This window comes from Methylophaga sp. UBA4204 (assembly GCF_002379485.1).
Classification (GTDB): Bacteria; Pseudomonadota; Gammaproteobacteria; order Nitrosococcales; family Methylophagaceae; genus Methylophaga.
This window is the reverse complement of the sequence record NZ_DFTU01000074.1, coordinates 9,350-21,440: the sequence shown is the minus strand read 5'-3', so window position 1 is coordinate 21,440 and position 12,091 is coordinate 9,350. Positions and strand designations below refer to the sequence as shown.

Below are 12,091 nucleotides of genomic sequence, written 5' to 3'. Positions count from 1 at the left end.
GGTTTTTGCCTTCACTGATTTGCAATTCCAACCACTGGGTTGGAATCGATTGTCGAAATCGTACCGGCGGAACTCTTTCCCACAAATCAGGTTCATTGATAAGTCTGGCATTAGCCGGTTTGGTCAGACCATCTTTTAACATGACACCCTGTTGCAATTGTTCAAGCGCAGCAGCATCCGGAATGTTTTCCACCTGAACCCAGTAAGTTTTGCTTAATTTATGTCGTGGATCGCTGATATGATGTTGCAATTGACCATCGTCGGTCAGCAATAATAATCCTTCACTGTCCCGATCTAACCGACCTGCCGGATAGATGTCCGGTATATCTATGTAGTTCTTCAGTGTCTTACGACCGTCGCTATCGCTGAATTGAGTCAGCACGTCATAGGGTTTATTAAATGCAATTAGTCTGGTCATGGTTATATCAACGCCATAGATCATGTAAAATGCCACTTTTAACTTCAGGAGCCGTGCATGGCATATCAACACATTAGTGTACCGGAACAGGGTGCAGCCATCGGCGTTAATGCCGATTATTCATTGAATGTACCTAATCAACCGATTATCCCTTTTATCGAAGGTGATGGCATCGGTATCGATATCACACCGGCCATGATTGATGTGATTGATGCGGCAGTGAACAAAGCCTACAACGGCGAACGCAAAATTTCCTGGATGGAAGTCTACGCTGGCGAAAAAGCCACACAGCTTTATGGTGCTGAAACCTATTTGCCAGAAGAAACCATTGATGCGTTGAGAGAATATTCGGTATCGATCAAAGGTCCGTTAATGACGCCAGTGGGAGGCGGGATTCGCTCTTTGAATGTGGCATTACGTCAGACGCTTGATTTATATGTCTGTCAGCGCCCGGTACGTTATTACCCTGGTACGCCAAGCCCGGTTAAAGCACCCGAAAATATCGATATGGTTATCTTCCGCGAAAACTCAGAAGATATTTATGCCGGTATTGAATGGGCTGCCGGTACACCTGAAGTTCAGAAGGTCATCGACTTTCTGCAAAAAGACATGGGTGTCAGCAAAATCCGTTTTCCTGAAACCTCGGGGATAGGCATCAAGCCGGTTTCCAAAGAGGGAACAGAGCGACTGGTACGTAAAGCCATTCAATATGTTATCGACAATGACCGTGATTCATTGACCCTGGTACATAAGGGTAACATCATGAAGTTCACCGAAGGGGCTTTCAAACAATGGGGCTATGACCTTGTTGAAAAAGAGTTTGGTGCTACGCCGCTGGATGGTGGGCCCTGGAAAACCTTTAATAATCCAAATACCGGTAAAAAAATCGTTATCAAAGACTCGATAGCCGATGCATTTTTACAGGAAATTTTATTGCACCCTAAAGATTATGATGTGGTTGCCACATTGAATCTGAATGGTGATTACATTTCTGATGCCCTTGCTGCACAGGTTGGGGGAATTGGCATCTCACCGGGTGCAAATTTAGCGGATGCCGTTGCGATGTTTGAAGCAACACATGGCACAGCACCGGCTTTGGCTGGAAAAAATAATGCGAATCCGTCATCATTAATCCTATCGGCCGAAATGCTTTTAAGACATTTAGGTTGGGGCGAAGCGGCAGATCTGGTCGTTTCCGGCGTCTCAGGCGCCATTTCTAATGCGCGTGTCACCGGTGATTTAGCTCAGGCTATTGGCGTCGATGCGTTGAGTTGTAGTGATTATGCTGCAGCTGTTATTCAAAACATGTAAGGAGTTTCCATGAAAGTTGCAGACAACAAAGTAGTCGTGATCGACTACACGCTCACCGACAACAGCGGCACAGTCATTGATAGCAGTGAAGGTGCCGGCCCGCTGGCGTATCTGCATGGCGCTGGCAATATTATCCCTGGTTTGGAAGATGCCCTGGCGGGCAAAGAAACTGGCGATAAAGTCCAGGCCAGTATCGAACCAGCAAATGCTTATGGCGAACGCCATGATGCGCTAAAACAGGATGTACCTGCTGAATTATTCAGTGGTGTAGAAAAAGTTGAAGTGGGTATGCAATTTCAGTCCGAAACCGAGCAAGGCCCGGTTTTGGTCACTGTAGTAGCAATCAATGATGAAACTGTTACCGTCGATGGAAATCATCCTCTGGCTGGCGTACATTTGAACTTTGACGTTGAAATCCGTGAAGTTCGTGAACCAAGTGCAGAAGAGCTTGAACATGGACATGTTCATGGTGAAGGCGGTCACCAGCACTAAAAACTAAAACTTAGATTTAGTCTCAAAGACGGGCATTGTGCCCGTCTTTTTGTTTCAGACGTAGAATTTAATGCAAACTATAGAACAACTAAAACAACAATTTGCTATTGCTGATCGCCTGGATTTTTCAATGGGGCCGTCAGAATGTGTAATGATAAATATCAATACGCCTCATGCCAAGGCACGTATAACAACTCAGGGTGCGCAGGTATTATCTTACCGCTCTGCACATGCATTACATGATCTATTGTTTTTGAGTCGAATGAGCCGTTATGGTGATCGGCGGGCAATTCGAGGAGGTGTCCCGGTCTGTTGGCCATGGTTTGGTGTTGATCCCAGTGGTAAAGGCCGTCCTGCTCATGGTTTTGCACGTAACCGTGTTTGGGATTTGATTGATGTGCAACAGACTGAAAATGATGGCATTAAATTGACTCTGTCATTATCACCGGATCCTAAGGACGAACCGCTTTGGCATTGTGCTTATAGTTTGAAAATGGTGATTGAGATCAATGAACAGTTAACATTATCCTTAACTACTGAAAACCTTGATCAAGAAAGTTTTGTTATCTCACAGGCATTGCATACTTATTTTGCAGTGGGAAATATCGAAAAAACTCAGGTGAGGGGGTTGAGCAATCATCATTATCTCGACAAGGTAGAAAATTTTCGTGAGAAACTTCAGGCTGGTGAGATCGTTTTTAACGGCGAAACAGACAGAGTGTATTTGAACAGTCCTGACAAGCTATTTATTGAGGATTCTGACTGGGCACGCCGCATTGTGGTAGAAAGTTCAGGTTCAAATACCACAATAGTATGGAATCCTTGGGATAGGGTGGCAACATTAAAAGATATGACTGATGACTCGTATCAGTACTTTGTCTGTGTTGAAACGGCCAATGCCGCCAATAACAGTATCAGTTTGGCACCGGGTGAATCGCATACGATTTCAGCTGGTTACAGAATCATGCCATTGGGTTAGAAAGTGACATTTCAATCTCAGCTGTTCAACAACGATATAGAGTGTGCTTAAGTCCAGCGTTGACGTAATTCTTCACGATGTAAAGCCAGCCATTGGATAGCAATAATCGGAATCGCCGAGATAATTTTACCTGTTTCCAGCAAGGCATAGACTTCATCGAATGATAATACACTGACTGAGATATCTTCATCTTCCTCATCCAGGCCATGTAATCCACCAATATGGGTGCTATCTATGCGTCCACAAAACAGGTGTAATAGCTCGGATGTACCGCCCGGAGAGGTGAAAAACTCACTTATCTTGATCATTTCCAGTATTTCACATCCTGATTCCTCAACGGCCTCGCGATAGGCCACGGATTCTGGTGTTTCGCCAGGTTCAATTGCCCCAGCCACAATCTCAAGAAGCCACGCACGCTCATCATTTAGTTGTATGGCGCCGGGACGAAATTGTTCGATAATAACCAACGCATCTTTTTGTGGATCATAAAGTAATACCGCAACACAGCTTCCACGATGAAAGACTTCTCGGGTTAGCGGTGCACTCCAGCCACCTTTGTATAATGTATGTTTTAAAGAGACAACTTTTAAACTAAAAAAACCGCTATAAGCGGTTGTTTCTTCAATGATTTCAAACTGTTTTTTGCTCATCAGTTTTCCTTACATTTCAGGGATGTTATTCGACAGGGGTAAATGCTGATTTTGATATACCCTCTACACGACGCAATACCGCAGTAAATTTGGTGCCATCTTTTTCAATGTGCTCCAGTTTGACCGGCAAATAATTCAATTCCGGTGCACACCACAAAGTGGTTTCCCGATCCTTGTCGCTGTCTCTATCACGTTGTCTTTTGAATTTAACAGTGTTTATGCTGCCAAGTGGTGTAGTTATCGTTTCCTGCTCAAGTCTTTTGATCTGATAATGTTTTAGACGGCCGCCATCTGCAATTAAATAATTAAAGGTTTTCTGTTTGGGATTCTGCAGCAAATCCAATCTCAGTTGTACCTGATAAACATGTTTTTCCAATGTACTATCTTCAATTTCAAGATCCCATGGATGAACCCTGTCATCTATATGTACGGAGCGATTACGCCAATCAAAGTCCATGCGTAAATATTTATCTTTTTTGCCACCATTGCGTTGATAAAGATATTGACGGGGCTTAATCTGCTGTTGGGAGAGGGTCCATAAGCTGGTTTCCTTGACCGTATCGCGTTTGAATAAAGCAACTACACCTTTGGCCTTAGTCGCTGAACGAAAGCGATGCAAACCATCTGTTAAGGTTTCCAGCTGCTGGTTCAGCTCGCCAGCCTGCAAACCATTCATATTGATTTCATATTGTGCAGAATAATCAGCTAGGTCTTGAGCACAAACCGTAGCAGACATAAACAGCAACACCAGGTAGGAAAAATAGCGCATGAATAATCAGTTCTGTTGTTGAATCAGCAACCTTAAGGCATCAGGATAAAGCTTATGTTCCTCAATCAACACTCTGGCTGCCAGAGTGTCTTCAGTATCATTTTCCAGAATAGGTACTTTAGCCTGTAATATTATCGGTCCGGCATCCAGTTCCTCGGTAACAAAGTGTACCGTCGCACCATGTTCTTTTTCACCGGCTTCGATGGCTCGTTTGTGCGTATGCATACCTTTGAATTTAGGTAACAGCGATGGATGAATATTGATTAATTTATTCGCATAGTGCTTAACAAATCCTGCGCTCAAAATCCGCATAAAGCCAGCTAATACAACATAATCCGGAACAAAAGAATCAATCAGCTTCATCAGCTGTTCATCAAACGCTTCACGACTTGTAAAAGCCTTGTGATCCAGTATTCGGGTGGCAATGTCAGATTGCTGAGCAAATTCCAATCCAGCTGCATTGGGACAATTACTGATTACGGCAGCAACCTCCGCATCCAACTCATTTACCTGAATCGCTTTAACAATTGATTGCATGTTGCTGCCACGTCCTGAAATCAGGATGACCAACTTGGGTTTCAAGGCAGTAGTCATTTAATAATGACTTGTTCTTCGGTGTCACTATTTTCAATATGGCCAATACGCATAGCCGTCTCACCCAGTGCAGTCAGAATCTGTACGGTTGCATCGGCATCCTGCTCAGCTACACAAACCACCATGCCAATACCATTATTAAAAGTGCGATACATCTCACGATCGACCACATTTCCCTGCTGTTGCAGCCAGTCGAAAACGGCCGGTCTTTGCCAGCTTTTACTATCAATAATTGCCGTTACATTTTCTGGTAATACGCGGGGAATGTTTTCCAATAAACCACCACCGGTAATATGAGACAATGCGTGAATATTAATTTTTTCATGTAGTTGTAGTAATGACTTAACGTAGATTCTGGTCGGTGCCAACAGTTTTTCACCTAATGTTGCACCATCAAATGACATATTCAGATCAGCTTTGCTGACTTCAATAATCTTGCGAATCAATGAATAGCCATTTGAGTGTGGTCCGGAAGACGCGATCCCGATAATGGCATCACCAGCTTTTACCTGAGATCCATCAATAATGTTGTCTTTTTCTACAATGCCGACACAAAAACCTGCTAAATCAAAATCACCTTCCTGATACATGCTTGGCATTTCAGCTGTTTCGCCGCCTACCAATGCAGCCCCTGATTGAAGACAGCCTTCAGCAATACCGCTGACAACATCCGTTGCTACATCAATATTCAGTTTTCCGGTGGCATAATAATCAAGGAAGAATAACGGTTCCGCGCCAAGAACCGCGATATCGTTGACGCACATGGCAACTAAATCAATACCAATGGTGTCATGTATTCCAGCCTCGATTGCCAGTCTTAATTTGGTGCCAACACCATCTGTTCCTGAGACCAAAACCGGTTGTTTATATTTATCGAGCGGTAGTTCAAACAGGCTGCCAAAACCACCCAGTCCAGCCATGACACCAGGACGACGGGTTTTGGCTGCTAAGGGTTTGATACGCTCGACAAGCGCATTTCCGGCTTCAATATCAACACCGGCATCGCGGTAACTGAGAGCTTGGTTTGATTGGGTAGGTGGAACGACTGGATCGGTCATGCTGGCTTCCTGATTATTTGGACATCACACACAAAAAACAGCGTGTTAGAATACCACAATGCCTAGATTATTTTTCTCACTGATTTTCGTTTTCGCTGCGTCGATTGTCTCCGCCGCGGAAGTTACTGATTTATATCAAGCTCAAGCACCTGTTGCTTCGCAGAGTGAAGAAGATCGTCAGCGACTCGCGCCGGAATTGCTCAAACAGGTGGTAGTAAAAGTCGTTGGTGACCGTCGCGCGGTGGAGCAGGCAGATATTTCTGCTCTGGTAACCGATGCAGACCGGTATGTCGATCAATATTATTATCAGCAAATTCCAAATCCTGACAGCGATGTTGCGGAACAACAATTAGCTTTAACGCTCGAATTTAATGCTGAAGGCATCAATAACGCCTTACAACGAATCGGGTTGCCAGTATGGGACAAAATCCGACCTGAGACACTGTTCTGGGTGGCTATTGAGTACGCAGGGAAACAACAATTGATTGGGGAAGGTGATGAAGATTCATTACTTTTTCATATCGAACAGGCAGCAAAAAAACGCGGTATTCCGTTATTGTTGCCATTGATGGATCTTGAGGATCAGACTCAGCTGACTTTTAACGATGTTGCCACGGGTAATAATACTGCTGTAAAACAGGCCTCCGAGCGATATGGTTCTTCTGTCATTGTGTCAGCTCGTTTACGGGGTAATGAGGAATCTGTCGAAATAAGTTGGCAGGCATTGCTTGGTGAAGAGGTTGAGCGCTGGTCAAGTCAGGGTGATGTTAAAACAGCGATTCAAAACGGGGTGGATGAGTTTGCTGATCGGCTGGGTAGACGGCTGAATATCTCATTCAGTGAATCAGATAATACCGAAATGGAAATTCATGTTTCTGGTATTGAAGACTACGATGGCTACAGTCGACTAATGGATTATCTGGGAAGCTTACAGGTCGTTTCGGATATTAAAGTCGGTAGCTTGGGCAGTGAGAAGCTCGATTTGGTTTTACTTATTCAGGCTGAGCCGGAAAAATTCAGACAATTACTAGCGATGGGACGGGTAATTGAGCCCGATACCACTGATGATAGCGGCTCTCAATACAGGTTATTACCTTGAGTCCACGGGATATTCCCAACCTCATTTGTGTATTTCGAATTTTATTAGTTGGCCCTATTGTCTGGCTGATGATTGAAGAAAAGTTTTCCACTGCATTGATTCTGGTGGCCATCGCTGGTATTTCTGATGGTGTGGATGGTTTTCTGGCTCGTCATTTTCACTGGCAAAGTCGTCTGGGCTCTATTCTTGATCCACTAGCAGATAAATTTCTGCTGGTCGCAACATTTACCACATTAACCTATATGCAACTATTACCCTTGTGGCTATTATTGCTGGTGTTTGGTCGAGATTTACTGATTGTTTGTGGTGCTTTGATTTATCATTTCAAATTCGGTGAATATGAACTGTCTCCGCTCTGGAGCAGTAAAATCAATACAGTTTTTCAGATTGCTTTAGTGTTGCTTGTTATTTTGCAGCAAGAATGGCTTCCGCAAGTAGCGACATGGAGTACAACCTTAATCTGGTTGGTGGTGGCAAGTGTCATCATTAGTGGTAGTGAATACATTGTGGTATGGGGGACAAACGCGTGGCGTCAGATGAAAAAAAGCTCATGAGTGATACCAATAAATTCCTGTTGCTAGGGCTATTGATTTTATCTGGCTGGCTAATGATGGAGTTATCTTCTGTTTTAACACCATTTTTTATTGCGGCATTATTGGCTTATCTGGGAGACCCACTGGCCGACAGATTGGAAAACTATCGTTTATCCCGCACTTTAGCGGTATGTGTTGTTTTCGCTATATTTGTGCTGACGGGAATGATTTTATTACTTATTTTTATTCCCATGCTTAGTGCTCAACTGGCATCTTTATTTGAAAAACTGCCAGCTTATCTGGATCAACTGCAAAACTCGCTGGAGCATGTGTTGCAAAGAGTCGGTTTATCAACAGATATGATCGACCTTAATACCGTTAAAACCGCTTTGCAGGATTACTGGTCGGAAGCGGGAAAAATGGCGGGTGATGTCTTTGGATATATGACCCGTTCAGGCCTTGTGATATTGCAATGGTTAACCAATCTGATCCTTATCCCGGTACTGACGTTTTATCTGTTGAGAGACTGGGACGATCTGGTGGCCAGGTTTCGCGAATTATTGCCGCGTAAACATGCAGACAAAATCATTAAGATTAGCGGTGAATGTGACGATATGCTGGCAGGCTTTTTACGCGGGCAGTTGATGGTAATGCTGGCCTTATCAATCATGTATTGTATCGGTCTGACATTGATTGGACTCGACCTGGCTTTACTAATTGGAGTGATAGCCGGTATTGTGAGTTTTGTACCATATCTTGGTTTATTTATTGGTATTCTGCTCGCCGGTCTTGCAGCCTATTTACAGTTTCAGGAATGGTTACCCATCCTGTGGGTCGTTCTGACATTCGGTTTTGCACAGATGGTTGAAGGAATGTTTCTGACACCTCGATTTGTGGGCGAACGGATTGGTCTGCACCCCGTGGCAGTTATTTTCGCAGTGATGGCTGGTGGCACATTATTCGGGTTTGTCGGTGTATTGTTAGCACTGCCAGTGGCCGCTGTAGTGATGGTTTTGTTACGGCATGCTCATCACCGCTACCTGAACAGTCATCTGTATTCCTGAGCAGCAGGTGATGAATAAGCAGGAAATACAGCTGACGCTGCGGTTAACACCGCATGAAATCTTCACGATAGATAACTTTATCTTTGAAAGCGATGAGTTAGCCTCTGTTGTGGATGCGTTCTGCCTGGAAAAAAAACCTGATTTTCTCTATCTTTGGGGAGAGTCCGGGGTTGGTAAAACCCATTTGAATCTGGCAATTGCCGAACGCCTGCAAAATCAGGGGTATCCGGTGAGTTATATTAATCTACAGGAACTTCGCGATACAGCAGATGCTGAGGTATTAGCTTCCTTAGTACAGAGCCATGTTGTCTGTTTGGATGATCTGCAGGCAATCTGTGGCGATGCTGCATGGGAAGAGGCGTTATTTCACTGCTTTAACCGTTTACGTGAGAAAGAGCATAAATTACTGATTTGCGCTGATCAGAACCCGGCACAATTAGCCATTGAATTGCCTGATCTTCGATCCAGACTGGCAACGGGATTAATTTATCAATTGCCTTCAATGACTGATGCATTGAAACAACAGGCGTTGATCAGTCATGCACAGAGTAGAGGATTGATTTTGCCTGAAGAAGTAGCCCAATATCTATTACGCCATTACAGCCGGGATATGCCGTCATTGATGTTAGTATTGCAACGTCTCGATAAAGCGTCTTTACAGGCACAGCGTCGATTAACCATTCCATTTGTCCGGGAAGTTATACAACGTGGCTGAAAAGCCATCAGTGACAATTATCTGGCCTGGTTTAGCCACTGCGATGCAGGAAATTAATCAGTCTTTATTACCCGAAGAACTGAAAAAATTATTAAAAAAAGCACATTTCACTGCTAACAACCATACGTTTGAAAAAGCATTAATTCAGCTTTTTAGTTCCAGGCTCCTCACAGGTGCTGATTTGCCCGCTTCGGCATTACGAAATCCAGGTCAACTAAGTCTTTGCGCTGATCCGTGTTATCTGCATGCTGATCGAGATCATCTTTTATTGTTTTCAATTAATGATTTAACAATGGAAGAGGGCACCCAGCTTAGAGAATGCATTCAACCTTTATTGAATGATTTTGATGCTCAACTGGTGCCTAATGATTTAAACCATTGGTCAGTTTGGTTGGAAAATATGCCCGATATTTCCCTAACGGCAATGCCATCACTGATTGGTAAGTCGGTAGTCTCAGCGTTACCGACCGGACAGGAACAAAATGCCTGGTTACGTTTGAATAATGAAATTCAAATGGCTTTATTTGAACATCCGGTTAATCAACAAAGACAGTCAGCTGGCAAATTGCCAGTGAATAGTCTCTGGTTTTGGGGCAAGGGAGACTGGCAACCGTCTACCAATGGATGGGATAAGGTCTATGGCGATTCGACTTTATTAAAGTTACTGTCCTCTGCGTGTTCTGTCAGCTTTAACTCTTTTTCTGAGTGGAAACCTGAGCAGTTGGGAGGTGGAAATCAATTACTGCTGTTACCGGAACTGGATTTGCAGAATGATTGGCAGCAACGCTTGCAGCTTGTGACGGCACAACAAATTTTGCCTTTAAAACAAAAATTACGCCGTTATCAAATTCAACAGTTACGTTTAATCATTCCTGAACATGGCCAATATCAGTGGCGCTGCTGGGATGTATGGAAGCCTTGGCCATTATGAATATTCAACAGCGTAATATAGGTGATATCAGTGAATTACCTGAGGAATGGCCAGCATGTATTCGAAGAATCATGGCGGCGAGGGGTATTGTTAAAGCAGATGAATTAACCTTTGATTTAGCTGGATTGCCAAAACCCTCGGAAATGCTGGGGATGGAAGCAGCCGTAACATTATTGATCAAGGCATTACAGCAGCAATGGCGAGTAATGATTGTGGCGGATTTTGATAGCGATGGCGCTACCAGCTGTGCAGTAATGATGCGTGGTTTGCGCATGATGGGGCTGCAACATATTGATTTTATCGTTCCAAATCGATTCGTGCATGGTTATGGCTTAACCACAGAATTACTTAACGAAATTGATAGTGAAACCCAGCCGGATTTATTGATTACCGTGGATAACGGGATTGCCAGTCTGGATGGGGTTGCTCTGGCCAAACAACGTGGTATGCAAGTGTTGATCACTGATCATCATCTTGCCGCAGAACAATTGCCACAAGCCGACGCTATCGTTAATCCTAATCAACCCGGAGATAACTTTCCCAGCAAAATGCTGGCAGGGGTTGGGGTGGCATTTTATGTGCTGGTCGGTCTGCGGCAGGGATTACGTGATATTAACTGGTTTGAATTACAGCAACTGACAGAACCTCGTCTGGTGGAATTGCTGGATTTGGTCGCATTGGGCACCGTCGCCGATGTCGTGCCTTTGGATAGGCTCAATCGCACACTGGTGGATCTTGGACTGAAACGTATGCGGCAGGGACGCGCCTGTGCAGGTATCAGCGCTTTATTACAAATTGCCGGTAAGGACATCAATCGATTATCTGCACAGGATTTGGGCTTTGCCATTGCGCCGAGGTTAAATGCAGCGGGCCGTATGGATGATATGGGGTTGGGCATTGATACCTTACTGACGGATAACTTTGCTATGGCTCAGCAAGCTGCTCAGTTGCTGGATCAGATTAATATTGAGCGTCGCTCGGTTGAACAAGGCATGCAGCTGGAAGCTCTGGCGATGCTGGAAAAACTGCAGCTGAATGAAACCACTCAGGCAGCTGCTTATTGTTTATATGACGAAAGCTGGCATCAAGGGGTAATCGGATTACTCGCCTCTCGAATTAAAGAAAAACTGCATCGGCCAGTCATCGTGTTTGCACCGGGCGAACCTGGTGAAATCAAAGGTTCAGCGCGCTCTATAACGGGCGTTCATATTCGTGATGTCCTGGTTAATGTCGCTGCTAAATATCCTGATTTAATTTTACGCTTTGGCGGACATGCGATGGCAGCAGGGTTAACATTAAAGCAGAACGACTTTTCATTGTTTGAGCAGGCATTCAGGGAAGCTGTTCAGCTTTCAGCCGATCCCAGTGTATTTGAACGCGCTTTGTATTCTGACGGTGAATTATCGGCGCAGGAACTGAACCTCCAGCTGGCCGAGCAATTACCGGTTCTGGCGCCATGGGGTCAGGCTTTTCCGGAG

14 protein-coding genes are annotated in these 12,091 nt (G+C 44.4%); 9 read left to right on the top strand and 5 right to left on the bottom strand.

Annotated features, from left to right (window positions below; genetic code table 11):
• Positions 1–418, bottom strand: a 418-nt coding sequence (locus tag B3182_RS10790; protein WP_292752723.1) for a pseudouridine synthase, incomplete at its 3' end; no start/stop codon positions are given.
• 57 nt (positions 419–475) lie between these two features.
• On the opposite strand from B3182_RS10790, the gene icd reads away from it, so the two are divergent.
• The 3 genes from icd (at position 476) to B3182_RS10775 (ending at position 3,200) form a co-directional block, all read left to right on the top strand.
• Positions 476–1,729, top strand: coding sequence for an NADP-dependent isocitrate dehydrogenase (gene icd / locus B3182_RS10785; protein ID WP_292357267.1), 1,254 nt, complete (start codon positions 476–478; stop codon positions 1,727–1,729).
• A gap of 9 nt (positions 1,730–1,738) precedes the next feature.
• Positions 1,739–2,221 (top strand): FKBP-type peptidyl-prolyl cis-trans isomerase, encoded by a 483-nt coding sequence (locus B3182_RS10780; RefSeq protein WP_014707250.1) that lies wholly within the window; start codon positions 1,739–1,741, stop codon positions 2,219–2,221.
• A gap of 70 nt (positions 2,222–2,291) precedes the next feature.
• Complete coding sequence (locus B3182_RS10775; RefSeq protein WP_292357265.1) at positions 2,292–3,200, top strand: D-hexose-6-phosphate mutarotase; 909 nt, start codon at positions 2,292–2,294, stop codon at positions 3,198–3,200.
• A gap of 47 nt (positions 3,201–3,247) precedes the next feature.
• Here the strand turns inward: B3182_RS10775 and B3182_RS10770 are convergent, their stop codons facing one another.
• The 4 genes from B3182_RS10770 to purM are packed head-to-tail and all read right to left on the bottom strand — an operon-like array spanning position 3,248 to position 6,271.
• Positions 3,248–3,850, bottom strand: a complete 603-nt coding sequence (locus B3182_RS10770; protein ID WP_292357264.1) for an NUDIX domain-containing protein — start codon at positions 3,848–3,850, stop codon at positions 3,248–3,250.
• A 25-nt stretch (positions 3,851–3,875) separates the two neighbouring features.
• Positions 3,876–4,619: a DUF3108 domain-containing protein gene (locus B3182_RS10765; protein ID WP_292357263.1), complete on the bottom strand. Its 744-nt coding sequence runs from the start codon at positions 4,617–4,619 to the stop codon at positions 3,876–3,878.
• A 6-nt stretch (positions 4,620–4,625) separates the two neighbouring features.
• Positions 4,626–5,213, bottom strand: coding sequence for a phosphoribosylglycinamide formyltransferase (purN, locus tag B3182_RS10760; protein WP_292357262.1), 588 nt, complete (start codon positions 5,211–5,213; stop codon positions 4,626–4,628).
• Positions 5,210–6,271, bottom strand: coding sequence for a phosphoribosylformylglycinamidine cyclo-ligase (gene purM / locus B3182_RS10755; RefSeq protein ID WP_292357260.1), 1,062 nt, complete (start codon positions 6,269–6,271; stop codon positions 5,210–5,212). The genes purN and purM overlap by 4 nt, the downstream gene beginning before the upstream one ends.
• 58 nt (positions 6,272–6,329) lie before the next feature.
• Between purM and B3182_RS10750 the strand changes: the two genes are divergently transcribed.
• The 6 genes from B3182_RS10750 to recJ form a co-directional block, all read left to right on the top strand.
• Positions 6,330–7,370: a DUF2066 domain-containing protein gene (locus tag B3182_RS10750; protein WP_292357258.1), complete on the top strand. Its 1,041-nt coding sequence runs from the start codon at positions 6,330–6,332 to the stop codon at positions 7,368–7,370.
• Positions 7,367–7,924: a CDP-alcohol phosphatidyltransferase family protein gene (locus B3182_RS10745; RefSeq protein ID WP_292357257.1), complete on the top strand. Its 558-nt coding sequence runs from the start codon at positions 7,367–7,369 to the stop codon at positions 7,922–7,924. The genes B3182_RS10750 and B3182_RS10745 overlap by 4 nt, the downstream gene beginning before the upstream one ends.
• Positions 7,921–8,967 (top strand): AI-2E family transporter, encoded by a 1,047-nt coding sequence (locus tag B3182_RS10740; protein WP_292357256.1) that lies wholly within the window; start codon positions 7,921–7,923, stop codon positions 8,965–8,967. Before B3182_RS10745 ends, B3182_RS10740 begins: the two co-directional genes overlap by 4 nt.
• A gap of 10 nt (positions 8,968–8,977) precedes the next feature.
• Positions 8,978–9,682: a DnaA regulatory inactivator Hda gene (gene hda / locus B3182_RS10735; RefSeq protein WP_292357254.1), complete on the top strand. Its 705-nt coding sequence runs from the start codon at positions 8,978–8,980 to the stop codon at positions 9,680–9,682.
• Positions 9,675–10,613, top strand: coding sequence for a hypothetical protein (locus B3182_RS10730; protein ID WP_292357252.1), 939 nt, complete (start codon positions 9,675–9,677; stop codon positions 10,611–10,613). The genes hda and B3182_RS10730 overlap by 8 nt, the downstream gene beginning before the upstream one ends.
• Positions 10,610–12,091: single-stranded-DNA-specific exonuclease RecJ (gene recJ, locus B3182_RS10725; protein ID WP_292752720.1), on the top strand; the 1,482-nt coding region annotated here is incomplete at its 3' end. The genes B3182_RS10730 and recJ, both read left to right, overlap by 4 nt.